The following is a 19,266-nucleotide window of genomic DNA, read 5'->3' on the forward strand; positions in this document are numbered from 1 at the left end:
CCGGCCCGTCAACGGGTGGCGATGATCCCGGATGCCGCGGCAGCATGACCCCATGAGCTCGAAGAACCGCTGGTCCACGCCCGCCGCCGCCGCCCTGAGCGTCGAGCCCGGATTCCGCCTCGCCGACGTCGACCCCCGCTCGACCCCGGGATACGACGGCGACAAGGGCAACGGGAAGGCGGACCTCGAGGCCGGTCGCGCCCCGCTCGAGGCTCTGCAGGAGCGCCTCTTCGCGCAGAGCGTCGCGGGCACGGCGACCGGGTCGGTGCTGCTCGTGCTGCAGGCGATGGACACCGCGGGCAAGGGCGGCATCGTCCGTCACGTCGTGGGGGCCGTCGACCCGCAGGGGGTGGAGCTCGCCTCGTTCAAGAAACCGACCGCCGAAGAGCTCGCCCACGACTTCCTCTGGCGCATCGAGAAGAGGCTGCCGGATGCCGGGCGCATCGGCGTCTTCGACCGCTCGCACTACGAGGACGTGCTCATCGGCCGCGTGCGCTCGCTCGCCCCCGCCGACGAGATCGAGCGGCGCTACGGCGCGATCGTGGCGTTCGAGGCGCAGGCCGCCGAGATGGGCATCCGCGTGGTCAAGGTCATGCTCCACATCTCGAAGGACGAGCAGCGCGAGCGCCTCGCCGAACGGCTCGACCGCCCCGACAAGCACTGGAAGTACAACCCGGGCGATGTCGACGAGCGCGAACTGTGGGACTCGTACATGGACGCCTACCAGGTGGCGATCGAGCGCACGTCGACGCCCTTGGCGCCCTGGCACGTGGTTCCCGCCGATCGCAAGTGGTACGCCCGCCTCGCGGTGCAGCGCCTGCTCATCGACGCCCTCGAGCACATCGACCCGCAGTGGCCCGCGGCCGACTACGACGTCGAGGCGGAGAAGAAGCGGCTCGCCGCGTCGTGACTCAGGCGAGCGCCTCGACGATGGGGCGGAACTTCACCCGCGTCTCGAGCAGCTCCGACTCGGGCACGCTGTCGGCCACGATCCCGGCGCCGGCGTAGGCCGTGATCGGTGCGGTCGGCGAGGAGGGGGCGGACCGGTCGATCTGCGCACAGCGCAGCGCGATCGCCCACTCGCCGTCGCCCGAGGCGGCCGTCCACCCGACCGCGCCGGCGTAGCGGCCCCGGTCGAAGGGCTCGAGGCGGCGGATGACGTCCATCGCCGCCGGAGTCGGGGTGCCCGCCACCGCGGCCGTGGGGTGGAGCACTCCGAGCAGGTCGAGCGAGGAGGCGTCCTCGCTCAGCACGCCCTCGACGTCGGTGGCGAGGTGCCACACGTTCGGCAGCTTGAGCGTGAACGGTTGATCCTCGGCCGCGAGCGACGAGGTGTGCGGACCGAGCGCTTTCAGCACGCTCTGCACGGCGAACCGGTGCTCGTCCTGGTCCTTGGTGCTGCGGGTGAGGCCGATGGCCGCCGCCACGTCGGCGTCGGCGTCGCCGCCGCGCGCGACCGTCCCCGCGAGGACCCGCGCCGAGACCGTCCCGTTCGACACCGTCACCAGCGTCTCGGGGCTCGCCCCGATGAGTCCGTCGACCGCGAAGACCCAGCAGTCGGGATAGCCCTCGAGCAACGACCGCACGAGCCGGCGCAGGTCGGAACCCGCCGGGATCGTGCCCGTGATGTCGCGGGCGAGCACGACCTTGCCCACCTCGCGCCGGCCGATCGCCTCGATCGCCTGGCGCACGGCATCCTGATACTTCTCCGCCGTCTGGCGGCCCGGGCCCAGCGTCGCCGACCAGTGCGGACCGAAGGGCGAGCGCGGAGGCAGCTCGGGCTCGGGCTCGTCGGGGGTGTCGTCGAAGGCGAGCCGCGTGACCCACGCCCGTCCGCTGTGGCGGCCGACGATCATCCCCGGCACGCGCAGCACGTTCTCGCGCTCGGACTCGGGGTCGAAGACGAACGAGCCGAACGCCACCAGACCCGAACCGGGCAGCTGCACCGGGTCGTCGACCGAGGCGGCCGCGGCGATGGCGCGCCACCGCTCGGAGATCGTGGCGTCGCCCGGCTGCGCGCCCGTGTAGCGCAGGGTCAGCAGGTCGCCGAAGGCCGCGAGCGACTCCCCGCGACGGCTCCAGAACAGCGGGTCGTAGGGAGTGGTGTAGGCGAGCACGTCGTCCATGGGGGGCAGCTCGCGCGTGACCACGCGCAGGCGCGGCACGACGTCATCCGCGGGTTCCAGCACGTCAGCCAGCGTAGACCCGCACTCGTCGGCCCGGAGGTGCGCGGCATCCGGATGCTTCGGCGTCGAGCGAGACGACGGCGCACGACGCAGGAGATCGCGCCGACGGTCGGCCCGCGCTGCTCCCCGGCGACGGGAGGGCCGCGGACATCCTGCGTTGTGTCGACATGAGGATGCGCCGACACCCGTCGGAGCGCGTTTTAGACTCCGAACATGGATCCTCGACCCGCACCCGGCACCCGGCTGATGTTCGAGTGGCGCAAATGGGACGGCTCGCCGCACTGGGTGCAGGACAGCGTGTACCTCGGCTCCGATGCGTGGGGCGAGTGGTTCGGCCAGCAGGTCGGGTGGCGCAGCGCCCGTCCGGGCGCGGAGTTCGTGTGCCGTCAGCCCAACGTGACCCTCGTGCCCGCGAGCGGCGACTGGGCGTTCACGCACAACGCCGACCCGCACCCGGTGGCGGTCTACATCGATCTCGCGTGGGACATCCGCTGGCACGACGACGGGGTGCCCCGCGGCATCGACATGGACCTCGACGTGGTGCGCCGCACCGACGAGCGGGGCACGTGGATCGACGACCGCGACGAGTGGGATGAGCACCGCGTGCGGTACGGCTACCCGAGCGACATCGTGCAGCACCTCGACGCCACCGCGAGCGACCTCGAGCGCCGCGTGCGCGAGCGCGAGGCCCCGTTCAACGACGAGGTGACCGGGCCGTGGCTGCACCGGCTCGCGGCTCTGGCAAGCCCCGGCGACGACGCGGTGGAGCCCGCCTAGACTCGACGGGTGAGCAGCGACCCCAACCGCGCCGACCTCGGTAAAGACCCGCAGCGCGTCAGCGGCATGTTCGACCAGGTGGCGGCAGCCTACGACCGCACCAATTCGGTGCTGAGCCTCGGCAACGACCGCTTCTGGCGCGTCGCGACCCTGCGCGCCGTCGCGCCGCAGCGGGGGGAGCGCATCCTCGACCTCGCCGCGGGCACCGGCACCTCGTCGATGGCGTTCGTGCCGAGCGGGGCCCACGTGGTCGCGGCCGACTTCTCCAAGGGCATGATCGCCGAGGGTCGACGCCGCCACGGTGACGTCCCGAACCTCGAGTTCGTGCAGGCGGATGCCACCGACCTGCCCTTCGCCGACGGCGAGTTCGACGCGGTGACGATGTCGTTCGGTCTTCGCAACGTCAACGACCCCCGTCGCGCGCTGCGAGAGCTCCGCCGCGTCACCCGCCCCGGCGGGCGCATCGTCGTGTGCGAGTTCTCGCACCCGCAGTCGCGCGCCTTCAACAGCCTGTACCGCTTCTACAACGGCCGGGTGCTGCCCGTCGTGGCCAAGGCCGTCAGCTCCAACGCCGAGGCCTACGACTACCTCAACGAGTCGATCCGCGACTGGCCGAACCAGCCGACGCTCGCGCAGTGGATGCGCGACGCGGGATGGGACGAGGTGGCGTACCGCAACCTCACGTTCGGCATCGTGGCCCTGCACCGCGGGATCAACCCGGGCGTCTGAGCCCACTGTCAAGCCGTCGAGATACCCGCGACGGCCCGCGACCGCGCCAGGATAGGCTGAAACCGTGACCCCGAGACCGCACGCGGCAGGCTCGCGCCTGTCCGGCAAGATGGGCCTGAGCGACCGCATCTTCGCAGGCCTGCGTTCGCGCACCCTCCTCAACACCGTCGAGGCGGGGCTCGCCCGGGTCGAGAGCGAGCTCGAGGGCGAGGTGCGCAGCGCCGACAAGCTCGCCGACGTCACCGCCCGCTACCTCTACGAGGCCGGCGGCAAGCGCGTGCGGCCCATGCTCGCGATCCTCACGGCGCAGCTCGGCCAGGGCACGACGAAAGAGGTCGTCGAGGTCGCCACGGCGCTCGAGCTCACGCACCTCGGTTCGCTCTACCACGACGACGTCATGGACGGCGCCGACAAGCGCCGCGGGGTCCCCAGCGCGCAGACGGTGTGGGGCAACAACATCGCCATCCTCACCGGCGACCTGCTCTTCGCCCGCGCGAGCCAGCTGATGGCCCGCCGCGGGGAGCGTGCGATCCAGCTGCAGGCCGACACCTTCGAGCGCCTCGTGCTCGGGCAGATGCACGAGACCGTGGGCCCGCAGGAGGGCGACGAGCCCGTCGACTTCTACCTCAAGGTGCTCGCCGACAAGACCGGTTCGCTGATCGCCGCGGCCGCGCAGTCGGGCGTCATCTACTCGGGGGCTCCCGAGGAGTTCGAAGAGCCGATGGTCGTCTTCGGCGAGAAGGCGGGCGTCGCCTTCCAGCTGCTCGACGACGTGATCGACCTCTCGCCCGACCCGTCCGAGACGGGCAAGGTGCCCGGAACCGACCTGCGCGCGGGCGTGCCGACCATGCCGTACCTGCTTCTCGGTCACCGCTCCGACGCGGCATCCGCCGATCTTCGCGCGCGCATCGACGAGGGCCAGGAGCGCATCGCCGCCGGTGCCGACCCGTCGATCCTCGACGCGCCGCTCGCCGAACTGCGCGACCACGAGACCACGCACGAGACCCTGAGCCTCGCGCACCAGTGGTCGCAAGAGGCGATCGACGCCCTTGCACCGCTTCCCGACGGCGCCGTGCGCGAGGCGCTGACGCGCTTCGCCCGCGCCGTGGCCGACCGCTCGGCCTGACCCTTTCCACCCCCCCCGATCGCGATCGAGAGGAACCCATGACGAAGCTGCGCCTCGCCATCGTCGGAGCCGGCCCCGCCGGTATCTACGCCGCCGACATCCTGCTGAAGTCCGAGCGTCACTTCGACGTCTCCATCGACCTGTTCGAGCAGCTGCCCGCGCCCTACGGTCTCGTCCGCTACGGCGTCGCCCCCGACCACCCGCGCATCAAGGGTGTCGTCACGGCACTGCGCGAGGTGCTCGACCGCGGCGACATCCGCATCTTCGGCAACGTGCGCTTCGGTGAGGACATCACCCTCGACGACCTCAAGAAGCACTACAACGCGGTCATCTTCTCGACCGGCGCGATCCGCGACGCCGACCTCGACATCCCCGGCATCGACGCGAAGGGCTCGTACGGCGCCGCCGACTTCGTCAGCTGGTTCGACGGCCACCCCGACGTGCCGCGCGAGTGGCCGCTCGAGGCCGAGTCGGTCGCCGTGATCGGCAATGGCAACGTCGCCCTCGACGTGACCCGCATGCTGGCCAAGCACGCCGACGACCTGCTGCCCACCGAGGTGCCCGACAACGTGTACCAGGGGCTCAAGGCCTCGCCGGTCACCGACGTGCACGTCTTCGGTCGTCGCGGCCCCGCCCAGGTCAAGTTCACTCCGCTCGAACTGCGCGAGCTCGGCGAGCTGCGCGACGTCGACATGGTCGTCTACGACGAGGACTTCGACTACGACGAGGCCTCGAAGACCGCGATCGAGACCAACAAGCAGGTCAAGGTCATCGACCGCGTGCTGCAGCAGTGGCGCACCCGCCCGGGCGTGAACAACGCCGGGGGCGAGGCGTCGCGTCGCCTGCACTTGCACTTCTGGGCGAAGCCGCTCGAGGTCGTCACCGACGACGAGGGCCGGGTCTCCGCGTTCCGGTACGAGCGCACGAAGCCCGACGCCGAGGGCGGGGTCGTCGGCACCGGCGAGATCCGCGAGGTCGCGATCCAGGCGATCTACCGCGCCGTCGGCTACTTCGGCTCTCCGCTGAAGGACATCCCCTTCGACGAGCGTCACGGCGTCATCCCCAACCACGAGGGCCAGGTGCTGTCGGCCGACTCGAACTCGCGGATGCCGGGCCTGTACGCGACCGGATGGATCAAGCGCGGCCCGGTCGGTCTCATCGGCCACACCAAGTCGGATGCCATGGAGACGGTGCGCCACGTCATCAACGACCAGGCCGAGTGGTGGCGCCCCGAGCACCCCGAGGAGGACGCCATTCCGGCTCTGCTCGAGGAGCGTGGCGTGCGCTGGACCGACCTCGACGGCTGGCACCGCCTCGACGAGCACGAGGTCGCCCTCGGTGCCCCGCACGAGCGCGCGCGCATCAAGGTCGTGCCGCGCGACGAGATGATCAAGATCTCGCGCGGCGAGTAAGCATTCCCGCCGGAGAGCCGCCCCGTCTTGTCGACGCGGGCGGCTCTTCCATTTCGTCGACGTGGCCCCGCCGGTGGAGTCCTTTTAGGCTGGGGCGATGGGGGAGTGGCGACCGGACATCCTCGGCGACGGGTTCGAGCAGCAGACGCTGCCGCTGGGCAGCGATGCCGAGGGAGAGGTCGTCGCCACCCTCGTCCGCTCCCGTCCCCACGCCGGCGCACGGCTGTTCGGCGCCCTGCGCGAGGTCGACGTGCTGTACGTGCACGGCTGGTCGGACTACTTCTTCCAGACCGACCTCGCGCGCTTCTTCACCGATCGCGGGGCGCGCTTCCACGCCCTCGACCTGCGCAAGTACGGCCGGAGTCTGCGGCCCGGTCAGGCGCCGGGCTATGTCGCCGCCCTCGACGTGTACGACGCCGACATCGCGGCCGCGCTCGAGGTCATGGGCACGTCCGCCGAGGGGCGACGCCTCGTGCTCCTCGGCCACAGTACGGGAGGCCTCACCCTCACGCTCTGGGCCGCGCGGCATCCGGGCGTCGCCGACGCTCTCGTGCTGAACAGTCCGTGGCTCGAACTGCAGCTCGGTCCGCTCGCACGCCAGGCCCTGGCGCCGATCGTGCAGGCGCGCGCCCGCTTCGACCCCCTCGGCACCCATCCGGTGGTCGACCTCGGCTTCTACACGCGCGCCCAGCGCGATCTCGGCACCCTCCCCGACAGCCCCGAGGGGTGGCGCCCGGCGCAGGGCTTCCCGACCCACCCCGGCTGGCTCGCCGCGATCATCGCGGGGCATGCGCGGGTGGCATCCGGAGTCGACGTCGGCTGCCCGGCGCTCGTGCTGCTCTCGGCGCGCTCGACCCCGGCCCTGTCATGGAACGACGCGATGCGCGCGACCGACTCGGTGCTCGTCGTCGACGACATCGCCCGCGCCGCGACCCGCATCTCGAGCACCGTCACCATCACGCGCATCGACGGGGCCCTGCACGACGTCTTCCTGTCGGCTCCGGATGCCAGGGCTCGGGCCTTCGACGCGCTCGATGCCGGGATGAGAGGTCTAGCGTAGAACGCGTTCGAAGGAGCTCCATGACCCCCACCGCCGCGTCCGCGACCGAGCACTACCGCGCCGCTCGCGACCACCTTCTCGCCGTCCGCTCCGACCCCGCCGCCGCCGCGGACTTCTCGTGGCCGCGGTTCGAGGGGCCGTTCAACTGGGCGATCGACTGGTTCGACCCGATGGCCCGCGGCAACGGCGACACGGCGCTCATCGTCGTCGACGACGACGGCACGCACCACGAGCGCACGTTCGACGAGCTCGCGCGGCGTTCCGACCAGGTCGCCGCGTGGCTCGAGACGCGGGGCGTCCGCCGCGGCGAGACCGTGCTGCTCATGCTCGACAACCAGGTCGAGCTGTGGGAGGCGATGCTCGGCATCATGAAGCTCGGCGGCGTCATCGCCCCGACCACGACGGCACTCGGCTCGGTCGACCTCGCCGACCGCATCGCGCGCGCCGAGATCCGCCACGTCGTCGTCGGAGCGGCGGATGCCGAGAAGTTCGACGACCTGCCCGAGGGTCTCGGTCGCATCGTCGTGGGCGGTTCGCACGCGGGGTGGGCGACCTACTCGGACGCCTTCGCCGTCGAGGCGGAGCCCGCTCGGCATCCGGGAACCACCGCCGACGAGCGCCTGCTGCTCTACTTCACCTCGGGAACGACCTCGAAGCCCAAGCTCGTCGAGCACACGCACTCGTCGTACCCGGTGGGCCACCTCACGACGATGTACTGGCTGGGGCTGCAGCCCGGCGACGTGCACCTCGCCATCAGCTCGCCCGGGTGGGCCAAGCACGCGTGGAGCCTGTTCTTCGCCCCGTGGATCGCCGGGGCGACGGTGCTCGCCCTCAACTACTCGCGTTTCTCGGCAGATCGTCTGCTCACCGAGCTCGAGAACGACCGCGTCACCACCTTCTGCGCGCCGCCGACGGTGTGGCGCATGCTCATCCAGGCCGACCTGACCGGGCGGCGCGGGTCGCTGCGCGAGGTCGTGTCGGCGGGCGAGCCGCTCAACCCCGAGGTCATCGCCTCGGTGCAGCGCGCGTGGGGCCTCGACATCCGCGACGGATACGGGCAGACCGAGATGACCGCGGTGGTCGCGAACACCCCCGGCGCGGGGCTCGTGCCGGGCGCCATGGGGCGGCCGCTGCCCGGATGCCCGGTCGTGCTCATCGACCCGGTGACGGGCGAGCGCACCGACGAGGGCGAGATCTGCATCGACCTCGCCGAGCGACCCGTCAATCTCATGACGGGGTACGTGGGCGACCCCGAGCGCAACGCTGAGGCGTTCGCCGACGGGCTCTTCCACACCGGCGACGTGGCGCGACGCGATGAGACGGGCAGCATCACCTACATCGGGCGCACCGACGACGTCTTCAAGGCGTCGGACTACAAGATCAGTCCGTTCGAGCTCGAGAGCGTGCTGATCGAGCACCCGGCGGTCATGGAGGCCGCGGTCGTTCCCGCACCCGACGAGCTGCGCCTCGCCGTACCGAAGGCCTACATCGTGCTCGCCGGCGGACACGAGGCGGGCGAGGAGATCGCCCTCGACATCCTGCGCTTCGCGCGCGAGCGGCTCGCGCCGTTCCAGCGCGTGCGCCGCGTCGAGTTCTTCGAGCTGCCCAAGACGATCTCGGGCAAGATCCGCCGCGTCGAACTGCGTCAGCGCGAAGAGGCGGTGTTCCGCGGAGAGGTCGACTGCGTCGAGTGGACGGATGCCGCGCTGCGGGGCGATCGCTGACGCGCAAGCCCCTCGCCGTCACCGTCGCCGCGTGTGAGCATCGACCCATGGAAAAGGATCAGAAGCAGCCGTTCGAGAACCCTTCCGTCGACGACGACAGCGACATGCCCTCGCTGATGGAGGAGCGCAACATCGGTCGCGAGACCGAGCGCGAGATCACTCAGATGATCAACGGCATCGAGGGCTGACACACTCGTCTGCATGGCCGAACCGCTCGACGAGGGACCGTTCTTCCACGGCACCAAGGCCGACCTGCGGGTGGGCGATCTGCTGATGCCCGGATTCCGGTCGAACTACCGGCCCGAGGTGACGATGAACCACATCTACTTCACTTCGCGCCTCGACGGTGCGGGTCTCGCCGCCGAGATCATCCCGGGCGAGGCCCCGCCGCGCGTCTACGAGGTCGAGCCGACGGGACCGTTCGAAGACGACCCGAACGTGACCGACAAGAAGTTCCCCGGCAACCCGACGCGCTCGTTCCGCTCGGCGGCTCCGTTGCGCATCGTCGCCGAGCGCGACGACTGGACTCGCCTCACGCCGGAGACCCTGGCCTGGTGGCGCCACCGCCTCACCGAGATGCGCGACGAGAGCGCCGAGATCATCAACTGAGGGGTCTGCTCACACAGGCTCAGTCGTGCGGATCAGCCCGCAATTCACGCACGACCACGCGACGAGGAACCGCTCGTCGTCGAGGATCTCGAACCGCAGCGGGTCGCCGCACGTGGGGCACGTGAGTGGGTTGAGGGGCTGCTCCACCGGGTTCTCCGCACTCACCGTGCGAAGGTGACGTGCACGACGCCGCTCTCGGCGACCTCCGAGGTGACGGTGTAGTCCTCGTCGAGGTTGCGCAGGTCGTCCCAGAGGCGGCCGCCGCGCCCCAGGATCACGGGGCGGACGGCGACGTGCAGACGGTCGACGAGACCCGCAGCCAGTGCGGAGCGCACCGTCGACAGGCCACCACCGACCCGCACGTCCGCGCCGTTCGCGAGATCGGTCGCCCGGGCCACGGCATCCGTGATGCTCTCCGACGAGAACTCGAAGCGCGTGCCGTTGGCGAAGGTGATGGGTGCGCGCTCGCGGTGCGTGAGCACGATCACCGGCACCTCGAAGGGCGGTTCGTCTCCCCACCAGCCGCGCCAGTCGGGGTCGTCGGGGAAGGAGTGCAGGCCGAACATGGCCGCGCCCATCACCTCGGCGCCGATGCCCTCGAAGTACCCGGCGGCGTAGCGGTCGTCGACGCCGGTCGTGCCCGCGCCGGAGGTGTCGCGGAAGACGCGCTCGCGGAACGTCCTCGTGGCCATGTAATCGGCGACGAGCCGGCCCCAGTCCTCGCCCATCGGGTTCTCGGGGGTGGGGTCGGCGGGCATCGCCACCCCGTCGAGCGAGATGTTCAGATCGACGCGGACGGCCATGGCGTGCTCCAAAGGTGGTGGGGAGGCGCAACCGAGGTGCGCGTTCGGAGACGATGCTAGCCGCGCGCCCTCACTTGCGCCGCAGCTGCCACCAGCGTCGGCGACGTTGGGGCGCGGGGCGCGCGACGGCCGCGGGGGCCTTGTCGCGACCGGCGTCTCGGCGGATGCGGCGTCCCTCGGCGATGTCGGCCTCTTCCTTCTTCTCCCGCTTGTCGCTCTGGCGGGTGTCCCGGGGCGGAAGCTGGATGTCCGCCTCCGCGGCCATTCCGGCCTGAAGCTGACGCCCCCGCTCGAGCTCCGCGTCGAACTCGGCGCCGAAGAGGAGTGCGAGATTGGCGATCCACAGCCACAGCAGGAAGACGATCACGCCGGCGAGCGAGCCGTAGGTGCGGTCGTAGTTCGAGAAGTTGGCGACGTAGAAGCCGAACCCGGCGGTGGCGGCGGCCAGAACCACGATGGCGATGATCGCGCCGAGACTCAGCCACCGGAACTTCGGCTGCTTGGCGTTCGGGGTGGCGTAGTAGAGCACCGCCACGAGGAAGACGATGACCAGGAGCATGACCGGCCATTTCGCGATGTCCCAGGCGACCTGCACGCCCTCGCCGAGTCCGAGCGCCTCACCGATCGCGGTCGTCACGGGGCCGCTGATGACGAGTCCGAGGGCTACGAGCACGAGGGCGACGACGGCGATCAGGGTCACGACCAGCTGCATCGGGCGCAGCTTCCAGAACGGCCGACCTTCGTCGATCTCGTAGATGCGGTTCATCGCGCGGCTGAAAGCTCCGACGTACCCGGAGGCGGACCACAGGGCGAGGACCGTTCCGCTGATGAGCGCGAACCCGGCGGCCGGCGAACCGGCGATCTGCTCGATGGGGCCGGCCAGCGTGTCGGCGGCGCTGGGCGCGACGTCGCGGACGATGCCGATCACGGCCTCCGCTGCGGCATCGCCCTGCCCGACGACGCCGAGGATCGAGAAGATCGCGAGCAGCGCCGGAAACAGCGCGAGCACGGCGTAATACACGAGGGCGGCTGCAGCGTCGGTGCACTGGTCGGCGCTGAACTCGCGCAGCGTCTTGCGCAGCACGTATTTCCACGAGCGCTCGTGCAGGTCGGTGGGTGAATCGGGCTTGCGTCCGTCTTCGGGATCGTCGGCGTCAGTGCGGGTGTCCCGCTCCAGGGTGTGCTTGGCCATCTCGACTCCCGCGGGGATGCCCCGTGTCTCTGCGCTCCGCGTCGTTCGCGGCCGCGTCGGGAGTCTGGGGGCCGGATGCCGTTTCGCGTCTGCCCCTTGCCGGGATGGGGCTACCGGCGGTAACGCCCCAGGCCCGGGGGATGTCGACCCTCTGCTCGGGTCGCCGCGACGCGCGTGCCCTTGCCCGCGGTGGGCTAGATGGGGGCGTCGCGCAGCAGCGGAACGAGGTGTGGGAGGTCCCGGCGAGCCTGAAGACTCATGTCGCGCGTATGAGCAGGTCTGAATTCAAGGTGAAACAGCTGATCCTGATCGGGCTCCGGCGGCTTCGGCCCCCACCCACTGGCGGCAGTACTCCACACCCCCAGCCCCCCAAGTGCTGCCTGAGCTCGGCCCGTGCTGGCAGTTCAAGTCAGGCGGCCATCGGCTAGCCGACAGAGGCGGCGCCTGGTTTGTGGGGCGACGTCTGAAACAAGCAACACATGAGGTGGTTGCGGCAGGTAACGTCGGCTAACTTGCGAGACCGGAGGCGCCAGATGTCCACCCCGTACATGACGGAACCCGTGCAGTTGGAGTCGCTCCAAGGCCAGCAGTATGTGGTCCTGCGCCCGGACGAGTCTGTGGCCGCCCTTTACAGGAGCGAGCAGTCCAAGGTCTTGGCGCGGCTTCCGGATGGGACGCCACACCCGAACACGGGGCACGTCACGCTTCGCGGTTTCTTCGAGCCGGAGCGCGTGCACGTCCTCAGGGAGTTCGTCGCCTCCTGGGCCAGCTCGCAACCGCCGATCGAGTTGGGTGTCGACGCGATCGACGGGTTCCCGCCGCCGTTTCAGGTGCTGGTCGCCCGTCTCGAGCGGACGAGTTCGTTGACGGGCGCCTACCGGAGGCTGACCGAGGTCCTTGATGCGACCAATTTTCGCCGCATTGGAGAACTTTCGCTCGAAGAGTGGATCTTTCACCTGTCACTTGCATACGCGCATTCGCTCGACGAGCGGGCCTGGGCCGAGCAGCTGGAGGCGAGTAGACGTGAGGTTCCATCGCGTCCGTGTGAGCTTGTCTCCTCCGTCGACTTCGTCTGGTACGACGGCGACGGAGAACACATCGACACTTTGCCGTTGCGGCAATGAAAGTCGGGTCTAGGTAGCTTGGAATGGCCGTCGGAGGGGGAGGCGAAAAACCCTCCGGTGGTGACGCCGCAGCGTTGCCGGCGGGACTGGCCGCAGATCGGCGCCTCCCATCCGGGCGCTGCGCCCTGTGTCTGGGCGCAGCGGGTGTTCCCCGACGCTGGGCCCCTCTCCGTGCTGGGTCAGTCTGTCGAGTCGCATTCCGTGGTGCCGGTGATGGTCAACGCTGGGGCCTACGATGCGAGCATGCGGGACATCACTCAGCCGCCCGACGCTGACCGGCGCAGGCGGACTCTCGTGCGGTCGACGGTCCTGCATGGCGTATCAGCGGTTGCGATCGCGGCCGTGCTGATACTCGCGGCGACCATGGAAAAGCCGATAATTCCGCTCATCGTCGGGGCGAGTGTCCTTTTGCTGATGGATTTGGCGTGGTTCATTTGGGGTTTGCAGCGGATGAGGAACAGGGACTGACGCCGTGGAGTGGTTGGACAAAGTTGGCAACAGGTCCTGGTTCTGGGCGGTGCTGCTTCTGTGCATGGCGCTGTATGCGTCGGGCCACATCGTCTCTCTCGTTGTCGACGGGCCTGGGCCCGCGCCGGCACTGGGTCTGATGGGCAATGCGCTGCTCGCGGCCGTCTGCATCGGCCAGCTGATCCGTGTTCGTCGCCGGGGCCGACGTAGCGACGGGTAGGGAGGGACTTACTCGTCGCCGTCTCGCGGCTTCTGCTGTTTCCAGAGGAACACCCCGGCAAGGGTTCCGATCACCACCAGACCGAGGGCCCTTCACGAAAACGTTCCGACGACAGCCGACTGGATCGCGAACGTCAGCCCCACGACCACGACGGCGCCGACCAGGATTGTGACTGCCCATCGCCGGCCGTTCATGGCCGACGTCGCTCGATCTCCGCGCTGTGTCGCTTCATTTTCCAGCGTCGATGACGAGATCGACGACGAGGAGTATTCGCTCAATACTGTCCGACTCGCGCCACCTCATGCTGCGAGATTAGCCGAGATCCGAAAATTGCCTCCGCCGCTGACTTCATTGCTGGTGCGGGCAGCTGTGTGCCAGAGATGTCACTCACTTGCCGCGGGACTTGCGGCGCAGGACGAGGGCGATGACGAGCACGGTGATCAGTGCAGCAATGACGATCACGGCGGCCGCGCCCGCGATTTCATAGATGCTGAAGGGGATAAGCGGGTTGCGCACCATGCTGGCCAACATAGCGTCGACCGTGATCTCAAGTACGACGAGCGCCGACGTTGGCGGCGCTCCTGGTCCCGCAGGTTCCGCGGATACGATCAGCGGCATGCAGCTGTACGTCGGCCTGATGGTGACCGGACTGTTCTTGTTCGTCGGCGCACTGATACTTGTCGCTATGTTCCGCAACCGCGGCGGAGTCCCGCAGAACAGCGGCCGCTGGATTGTCACGCGGGGAGCGGCGGCAGGCGACCCTCGTATGTATTCGGTCAGGTTGGCAGTCTGGCGGGTGGCATGCGTTTACCTGCTTCGGGTCGGCCCAGGCCCCCGGGCGCCACGAGGTGATCGCGATTTCGACCTGCAGCTCAGGCAACAGCAGAGCGCGTAGTGCGCCGCCGGCTCCGGGCTGGGTGGTCGGAGATAGGCCTAGACGCTCCAACTCGTCAACCGGTGCCACTCGTCAGGGCGCGTCCTGGCGCCCCCGGGCAATCGCAAGCTTGACAAGCGCATCGAAGGATGGGCCGCCTGGACGATACGCACGCTCCGCAGCTTCCTGGGCCGTCAGCCCATCGAGAATTCGGCCTTGCTCGCGAACCATTGCAGCGACGTCGAGGATCGCGAACCGCTGCGCGGCGCCAAAATCGAAGGAGCATGCGTCTGCCACGACTGATTATGGGCCCGGCAGTTCAGGGATTGGGAATGGCAGAACTACGACGACGAGAGGGCGCTTCGCAACACCACCGGCAACGTCACCAGCTACCTCTACTGCGCCGTTGTCCTGGCAGTTAGTTGCCCACCGCATCGAGACCGCCTCCGCGGCACGACAAGTTTTCTAGGAGAGGCGGTCTCGAGTTGTCAGAGTCGGAAGACCGCTCTCACGCATCCGTCGGCCTTTCGCTTGAACATCGCATATCCCTGGGGTCCCTCGTCGAGCGACATGACGTGCGTCGCGAGGTGCTCGGTGACGAGCTCGTCCCGCGCCATCCGTTCAAGCAGCATCGGGATGTACCGGTGCCCGTGCTGCTGAGCTGAACGCAGGGTGAGCCCCTTGTTCATTACGGCCCCCAAAGGGAACTTGTCTACAAACCCACCAAAGACGCCGAGCACGAAGACGCTGCCGCCTTTGCGCGCCGCGAAGATCGCCTCGCGCACCGCAGTCGGACGGTCGGTCTGCAGGCGCAACTGCTGCTTCAGCTGGTCGTAGGCGAAGTCGGGCCCGTCGCGGTGGGCCTCCATCCCCACCGCTTCGATGCAGACGTCGGGGCCCCGCCCGCCCGTCAGCTCACGCAGCTCGGCCGTGACCTCTCTCGTCTCGTAGTTCATCGTCTCCGCACCGATGACCTGCTCCACCTGCGTGAGGCGTTCCTGGAAGCGATCGATCACGATGACCCGCTCCGCTCCGAGCAGCAAGGAAGCCCGCGCCGCCATCTGGCCCACCCCTCCGGCTCCCCAGACCGCGACGGTGTCGCCCGGCTTCACGCCACCGAGGTCCGCTCCCATCCACCCCGTCGGGGCGGCATCCGAGGCGAAGAGCGCGCGTTCGTCGGACACCCCCTCCGGAACGGGAAAGGCACCCTGGTCGGCGTAGGGCACACGGATGTACTCGGCGTGACTGCCCGCCCACCCGCCGAGTGCGTGCGAGTACCCGTAACACCCACCGGGCGCCTGGCCCCACAGCATCTCGGGGATGCCGGCGTTCGGGTTGCCGTTGTCGCACAGCGAGAACAGCTCGTTGCGGCAGTACCAGCACTTCCCGCAGCTGATGAACGAGCACACCACCACCCGGTCCCCGACCTTGTGCTTCGTCACGGCGGATCCGACCTCGACGATCTCGCCGAGGAACTCGTGCCCCAGTACGTCGCCGGCGCGCATGGTGGGCACATACCCGCCGAGCAGGTGCAGATCCGATCCGCACGTGGTGCTGAGGATCACTCTCACGATGGCGTCCTGGGAGTTCAGGATGCCGGGATCGTCGACCGTCTCCACGGAGAGCTCGTTCACCCCGGTCCAGCACAGAGCCTTCACAGCACACCCTCGCCCTTCGCTTCGTCCTCCGCCTTGTCGACCGCTCCGCCGAGGAGGGTGGGCGGACGCTCTCCGTGCGGTCGGGGGGTCGAGCGCAGGACCTCTCCCGTCTCGAAGAATTGCTTCGCATCCCGGAGGGCTGTACGAAGCTGTGCGCCCGGATCCTTCTCCCCGGCGAGCTCGCTACCCTCCCGCACGCGAGCATGCACCTCGAAGCCCTTGTCGCCGGGGGCAGGTTGCACCCGGATCTCCAGCGACTCCGCCACTCGGTGAAGCGGCTCGGGGTACCCCTCGCTGGCGAAGCCGTCTGCATCGCCGAGGACCGTGACCGCCTTCCACCCTTCGGGGTGCTCGCCGTCGCCATCCGACTCGCGTTCCTTCTTCACCAGGTTCCGCGCGATAAGTCCCGCCGCGAGGGACGCGACTCCGATTCCGACGGCCGCGGCCGCTTTGCCCGCCATGATCACGCCGCCTTTCCGGGCTTGAGCACGACCTTCGTCCAGCCGTCGTCGCGCTTGTCGAAGTGCTCGTACGCGTCGGGCGCCTCCTCGAGCGACAGTTCGTGGCTGACGATGAACGACGGCGTCGCCTTGCCCGCGGCGATGAGGTCGCGAAGCTGCCGGTTGTACTTCTTCACCGGCGCCTGACCGGTGCCCATCGTCTGACCCTTGAACCAGTGAAGACCGATGTCGAATGCGATCTGCCCCTGCTTCGCCAGCTCGTCGGCGGCCCCGGGGTCCTGCGGCACGAACACACCGACCGTTCCGATGCGGCCGGTGAAGCGCACCGATCGCACGAGACGGTTCAGAGTGAGGTTCGGCTGCTCGTTGCCGGCGGGCTCATGCGCCTGATAGCCGACGCATTCGCATCCGTTGTCGGCGCCCAGGCCCATCGTCATCTCCAACACCGCTTCGACGGGGTCGACCTGCGAGTCGTCGATCGCGATCGCTCCGATGGATTCCGCCAGACGGAGTCGGTCCGGATGCCGGTCGACCACCATCACCTTGCTCGCGCCGCGAATGGTCGCCGACAGCGCCGCCATCAGACCGACCGGCCCGGCGCCGTATATGACCGTCTGGTCCCCCGGCTTCACGCCCGCCATCTCGGTGGCGTGGTAGCCGGTGGGAAAGATGTCGGCGAGCATCACGTAGTCGCTGGACTTCTCCTCGGCATCCTCGCCCAACCGAAGACAGTTGAAGTCCCCCCACGGCACTCGGAGCAACTCGGCCTGCCCACCGGCCCACGGGCCCATGTCGGCGAAACCGTACGCTGCACCCGCAAAATCCGGGACGGGCTGGGCGGTGAGGCAGTAGTTGGTCAGACCCCGCTCGCAGTTCTTGCAGTGTCCGCACGCCACGTTGAACGGCAGCACGACGTGATCGCCGACCTTCACCTTGTCGACGCCGTCGCCGACCTCGATCACTTCGCCCATGTTCTCGTGGCCGAACCATCGCCCCGTCTCGAAGCTGGTCCGACCCTCGTACATGTGCAGATCGGATCCGCAGATGTTGGTCGTGGTGATCCGGACCAGGAAGTCGGTGGGGCGCTCGATGCGGGCGTCCGGGACGTCCTGCACCGAGACCGTCCGCGGTCCCTCGTAAACGACTGCTTTCATCGTCGACTCCTCACGTGGTCATCCGTCCGGGGACGGGCCGCGGCCGTTCGATCGCGGCAGAGCTCCATGTCACTCCGCGGGCGGTGAGAGCACCATCGGCAGAACGACCTATTCGGCGCAGAGTGCGTGGGGCGGTGCCGCGTGCGGTGGGCTGGCGCGAGCGATCGTGGAAAACGAAGATGGAGTCGTGCTGCGGGAGGCGCAGCGTTCGCAGGCTCGAACGGGGACGTCATGACGGTGCGCTCGGTGACCACTGTGAGCGAATCCGTCGAAGACGCCCTCGCCGCCTGGGAGGTGATGTGCCCCGGAGCAGTCAACGGGCGGATCGACCCTTCCCAGTACCGCTTCCGCTCGAGCGTCAAGACCTTCGAGGGTGGTGGGACCATCGCGTACAGCCTCACGGGAGCGACGGCCGTGAACGCCCAGTTGCACAACGAACTGACAGTGGCGGACTTCGCCGGTGCCGACCTTGACGGAACCGTCGGTCGAGACGGTCTTCCCCTGGACGGCCCGTTCCTGTGTCCGTTCGAGCCCATCGACATGAGCTGGCGCTCGGTGTCGGTGCGCGGCAGCACGATCGACATGGCGGTCGCGACCGAGTACCTGCGATCGGTCGCCGCGGATGACGCCGTCGTCGTCGAGATGAGCGATTACCGTCCGCGGACGCCCGCGCTCCGTGACTACTGGCGGGCCACCTTCCGCGGCGCCCATGCCCTCCTGGCGGAATTGGACGGGCAGGACGCTCCTCTCATCGAGGCCGAGATCCGACGGTCGCTGCTCGTGGCGACACTCCTGGCCTTCCCGACCAACCTCGGCACCGCGCCGGGTCGAGGGGAGAGCAGAATGGCTCCCCTCGTCGCACGTGCGAAGTCATACATGGATTCGCACGCGCATGAGCCTCTCACTATGCCCGGAGTCGCCCGCCACCTGGGATGTTCTCTTCGTACCCTGCAAGAGGCGTTCGCCCGGGATGATCTGGGTGCACCCTCCGTCTACCTGCGCACCGTACGCCTGAACAACGCCCGCGCGGCCCTCCGCGCCGCACAACCGGGCACGGCGACGGTCGCACAGACGGCACGGGCATGGGGCTACGCCTCCCCCAGCCGATTCACGATGCACTACACGCGCGAATTCGGCCGCACCCCGCGGGACGACCTGAGACGCTGACGGGCGAATCGTCCCTTTTACGCGGGCGTACTATCCCACGGGCGCGGAGCGCCCGCAACGGGGGTGCGGGGTGGCCGGACATCGTCCGAGTCTGTCGGCACAGGGCGCGCCGGTGTCACGACTCTCGCCGAGGGCACGTCGGGCGCCGGACTGGACGGTCGAGATGGGCAAGTTCATCTACGACTCCACAGGGAAAGTGGACGTCGAGGATCGATTGTTGGCGCACCTGCAGATCGTGATGGTGGGCAAGGTGCGACGGGGAGAGTCGTTCACCTTCACGTGGAAGGACGACATGTCGACCGGTGGCGGCCGGACGAGCGTCTACATCCACCCGCACGCCTCTCTGCAGTTCAAGTACCACGGCAGCCGGCAGCCGCAGATCAACCCGGCGTGGATTCACGCCCTGACCTACACCGCCAACTCCTCACGGGGTCTTTACATCGTTCGGGAGCCCGATGCCGTCACCGACTGCTCGACGACGCCGATCGCGGCCGTTCCACGAGTCGGGTCATGAGGTCTCCG

General features: G+C 69.0%; 21 protein-coding genes. 14 read left to right on the top strand and 7 right to left on the bottom strand.

Annotation, left to right across the window (positions count from 1 at the left end; all coding sequences use genetic code 11):
* Positions 1-52: 52 nt before the first annotated feature.
* A complete protein-coding gene (locus tag ABXS86_RS13985; protein WP_353664871.1) occupies positions 53-910 on the top strand; it encodes a polyphosphate kinase 2 family protein in 858 nt (285 codons plus the stop codon).
* A gap of 1 nt (position 911) precedes the next feature.
* Here ABXS86_RS13985 and ABXS86_RS13990 read toward each other — a convergent pair whose 3' ends face one another.
* Positions 912-2,126, bottom strand: a complete 1,215-nt coding sequence (locus ABXS86_RS13990; RefSeq protein WP_307214121.1) for an isochorismate synthase MenF — start codon at positions 2,124-2,126, stop codon at positions 912-914.
* Positions 2,127-2,399: 273 nt separating this feature from the next.
* Here ABXS86_RS13990 and ABXS86_RS13995 point away from each other — a divergent pair, with 273 nt between their 5' ends.
* The 8 genes from ABXS86_RS13995 (at position 2,400) to arr (ending at position 9,623) form a co-directional block, all read left to right on the top strand.
* Positions 2,400-2,963 carry a DUF402 domain-containing protein gene (locus ABXS86_RS13995; RefSeq protein WP_154097300.1) on the top strand — a complete coding sequence of 188 codons (564 nt, stop codon included), beginning with the start codon at positions 2,400-2,402 and terminating at the stop codon, positions 2,961-2,963.
* Positions 2,964-3,029: 66 nt separating this feature from the next.
* Entirely contained in the window at positions 3,030-3,692 is a 663-nt protein-coding gene (locus ABXS86_RS14000; RefSeq protein ID WP_230705186.1) for a class I SAM-dependent methyltransferase, read from the top strand.
* A gap of 64 nt (positions 3,693-3,756) precedes the next feature.
* Positions 3,757-4,818 carry a polyprenyl synthetase family protein gene (locus ABXS86_RS14005; RefSeq protein WP_409988221.1) on the top strand — a complete coding sequence of 354 codons (1,062 nt, stop codon included), beginning with the start codon at positions 3,757-3,759 and terminating at the stop codon, positions 4,816-4,818.
* A 38-nt stretch (positions 4,819-4,856) separates the two neighbouring features.
* Entirely contained in the window at positions 4,857-6,230 is a 1,374-nt protein-coding gene (locus ABXS86_RS14010) for an FAD-dependent oxidoreductase (RefSeq protein WP_353664872.1), read from the top strand.
* A gap of 97 nt (positions 6,231-6,327) precedes the next feature.
* A complete protein-coding gene (locus tag ABXS86_RS14015) occupies positions 6,328-7,290 on the top strand; it encodes an alpha/beta hydrolase (protein ID WP_144832499.1) in 963 nt (320 codons plus the stop codon).
* Positions 7,291-7,310: 20 nt separating this feature from the next.
* The gene (locus ABXS86_RS14020; protein WP_353664873.1) at positions 7,311-9,014 is read left to right on the top strand and encodes an AMP-binding protein; all 1,704 of its coding nucleotides are present in this window, start codon (positions 7,311-7,313) and stop codon (positions 9,012-9,014) included.
* Positions 9,015-9,061: 47 nt separating this feature from the next.
* On the top strand, positions 9,062-9,202 hold the full coding sequence (locus tag ABXS86_RS14025; RefSeq protein WP_176786349.1) for a hypothetical protein: 141 nt from the start codon (positions 9,062-9,064) through the stop codon (positions 9,200-9,202).
* A gap of 13 nt (positions 9,203-9,215) precedes the next feature.
* Complete coding sequence (arr, locus tag ABXS86_RS14030) at positions 9,216-9,623, top strand: NAD(+)--rifampin ADP-ribosyltransferase (protein WP_307213636.1); 408 nt, start codon at positions 9,216-9,218, stop codon at positions 9,621-9,623.
* 161 nt (positions 9,624-9,784) lie between these two features.
* Here the strand turns inward: arr and ABXS86_RS14035 are convergent, their stop codons facing one another.
* Together ABXS86_RS14035 and ABXS86_RS14040 are read right to left on the bottom strand one after the other, a co-directional pair.
* Positions 9,785-10,426 carry a dihydrofolate reductase family protein gene (locus tag ABXS86_RS14035; RefSeq protein WP_353664874.1) on the bottom strand — a complete coding sequence of 214 codons (642 nt, stop codon included), beginning with the start codon at positions 10,424-10,426 and terminating at the stop codon, positions 9,785-9,787.
* Between the two features lie 70 nt (positions 10,427-10,496).
* On the bottom strand, positions 10,497-11,618 hold the full coding sequence (locus ABXS86_RS14040; RefSeq protein ID WP_353664875.1) for a YihY/virulence factor BrkB family protein: 1,122 nt from the start codon (positions 11,616-11,618) through the stop codon (positions 10,497-10,499).
* Between the two features lie 533 nt (positions 11,619-12,151).
* Between ABXS86_RS14040 and ABXS86_RS14045 the strand changes: the two genes are divergently transcribed.
* Both ABXS86_RS14045 and ABXS86_RS14050 read left to right on the top strand, forming a co-directional pair.
* A complete protein-coding gene (locus ABXS86_RS14045) occupies positions 12,152-12,742 on the top strand; it encodes a 2'-5' RNA ligase family protein (RefSeq protein ID WP_353664876.1) in 591 nt (196 codons plus the stop codon).
* 60 nt (positions 12,743-12,802) lie between these two features.
* Positions 12,803-13,210, top strand: a complete 408-nt coding sequence (locus ABXS86_RS14050) for a hypothetical protein (protein ID WP_353664877.1) — start codon at positions 12,803-12,805, stop codon at positions 13,208-13,210.
* Positions 13,211-13,817: 607 nt separating this feature from the next.
* Here ABXS86_RS14050 and ABXS86_RS14055 read toward each other — a convergent pair.
* Entirely contained in the window at positions 13,818-13,949 is a 132-nt protein-coding gene (locus ABXS86_RS14055) for a hypothetical protein (RefSeq protein ID WP_307213622.1), read from the bottom strand.
* Between the two features lie 97 nt (positions 13,950-14,046).
* Here ABXS86_RS14055 and ABXS86_RS14060 point away from each other — a divergent pair, with 97 nt between their 5' ends.
* Positions 14,047-14,325, top strand: coding sequence for a hypothetical protein (locus ABXS86_RS14060; protein WP_353664878.1), 279 nt, complete (start codon positions 14,047-14,049; stop codon positions 14,323-14,325).
* 467 nt (positions 14,326-14,792) lie between these two features.
* Here ABXS86_RS14060 and ABXS86_RS14065 read toward each other — a convergent pair whose 3' ends face one another.
* Genes ABXS86_RS14065 through ABXS86_RS14075 form a run of 3 tightly spaced genes read right to left on the bottom strand, consistent with a single transcriptional unit; the run spans position 14,793 to position 17,577 of the window.
* Entirely contained in the window at positions 14,793-15,923 is a 1,131-nt protein-coding gene (locus ABXS86_RS14065) for a zinc-dependent alcohol dehydrogenase (RefSeq protein ID WP_353664879.1), read from the bottom strand.
* Positions 15,924-15,958: 35 nt separating this feature from the next.
* Positions 15,959-16,429 (bottom strand): hypothetical protein, encoded by a 471-nt coding sequence (locus ABXS86_RS14070; protein ID WP_353664880.1) that lies wholly within the window; start codon positions 16,427-16,429, stop codon positions 15,959-15,961.
* Positions 16,426-17,577 (bottom strand): glutathione-independent formaldehyde dehydrogenase, encoded by a 1,152-nt coding sequence (locus ABXS86_RS14075; RefSeq protein WP_353664881.1) that lies wholly within the window; start codon positions 17,575-17,577, stop codon positions 16,426-16,428. Before ABXS86_RS14075 ends, ABXS86_RS14070 begins: the two co-directional genes overlap by 4 nt.
* 246 nt (positions 17,578-17,823) lie before the next feature.
* On the opposite strand from ABXS86_RS14075, the gene ABXS86_RS14080 reads away from it, so the two are divergent.
* On the top strand, positions 17,824-18,744 hold the full coding sequence (locus ABXS86_RS14080) for a helix-turn-helix transcriptional regulator (RefSeq protein ID WP_353664882.1): 921 nt from the start codon (positions 17,824-17,826) through the stop codon (positions 18,742-18,744).
* 217 nt (positions 18,745-18,961) lie between these two features.
* A complete protein-coding gene (locus ABXS86_RS14085; RefSeq protein ID WP_409988222.1) occupies positions 18,962-19,258 on the top strand; it encodes an ATP-dependent DNA ligase in 297 nt (98 codons plus the stop codon).
* Positions 19,259-19,266: the final 8 nt, after the last annotated feature.

Origin of the sequence: Microbacterium sp. che218, from assembly GCF_040436305.1 — a bacterium.
Lineage (GTDB): Bacteria > Actinomycetota > Actinomycetes > Actinomycetales > Microbacteriaceae > Microbacterium > Microbacterium algihabitans.

What these genes read in the sequence shown, in the direction of transcription:
- ABXS86_RS13985 (WP_353664871.1), top strand. Translation starts at nt 53, where the DNA reads ATGAGCTCGAAGAACCGCTGGTCCACGCCCGCCGCCGCCGCCCTGAGC.
- ABXS86_RS13990 (WP_307214121.1), bottom strand. Translation starts at nt 2,126, where the DNA reads ATGGACGACGTGCTCGCCTACACCACTCCCTACGACCCGCTGTTCTGG.
- ABXS86_RS13995 (WP_154097300.1), top strand. Translation starts at nt 2,400, where the DNA reads ATGGATCCTCGACCCGCACCCGGCACCCGGCTGATGTTCGAGTGGCGC.
- ABXS86_RS14000 (WP_230705186.1), top strand. Translation starts at nt 3,030, where the DNA reads ATGTTCGACCAGGTGGCGGCAGCCTACGACCGCACCAATTCGGTGCTG.
- ABXS86_RS14010 (WP_353664872.1), top strand. Translation starts at nt 4,857, where the DNA reads ATGACGAAGCTGCGCCTCGCCATCGTCGGAGCCGGCCCCGCCGGTATC.
- ABXS86_RS14015 (WP_144832499.1), top strand. Translation starts at nt 6,328, where the DNA reads ATGGGGGAGTGGCGACCGGACATCCTCGGCGACGGGTTCGAGCAGCAG.
- ABXS86_RS14020 (WP_353664873.1), top strand. Translation starts at nt 7,311, where the DNA reads ATGACCCCCACCGCCGCGTCCGCGACCGAGCACTACCGCGCCGCTCGC.
- ABXS86_RS14025 (WP_176786349.1), top strand. Translation starts at nt 9,062, where the DNA reads ATGGAAAAGGATCAGAAGCAGCCGTTCGAGAACCCTTCCGTCGACGAC.
- arr (WP_307213636.1), top strand. Translation starts at nt 9,216, where the DNA reads ATGGCCGAACCGCTCGACGAGGGACCGTTCTTCCACGGCACCAAGGCC.
- ABXS86_RS14035 (WP_353664874.1), bottom strand. Translation starts at nt 10,426, where the DNA reads ATGGCCGTCCGCGTCGATCTGAACATCTCGCTCGACGGGGTGGCGATG.
- ABXS86_RS14040 (WP_353664875.1), bottom strand. Translation starts at nt 11,618, where the DNA reads ATGGCCAAGCACACCCTGGAGCGGGACACCCGCACTGACGCCGACGAT.
- ABXS86_RS14045 (WP_353664876.1), top strand. Translation starts at nt 12,152, where the DNA reads ATGTCCACCCCGTACATGACGGAACCCGTGCAGTTGGAGTCGCTCCAA.
- ABXS86_RS14055 (WP_307213622.1), bottom strand. Translation starts at nt 13,949, where the DNA reads ATGGTGCGCAACCCGCTTATCCCCTTCAGCATCTATGAAATCGCGGGC.
- ABXS86_RS14060 (WP_353664878.1), top strand. Translation starts at nt 14,047, where the DNA reads ATGCAGCTGTACGTCGGCCTGATGGTGACCGGACTGTTCTTGTTCGTC.
- ABXS86_RS14075 (WP_353664881.1), bottom strand. Translation starts at nt 17,577, where the DNA reads ATGAAAGCAGTCGTTTACGAGGGACCGCGGACGGTCTCGGTGCAGGAC.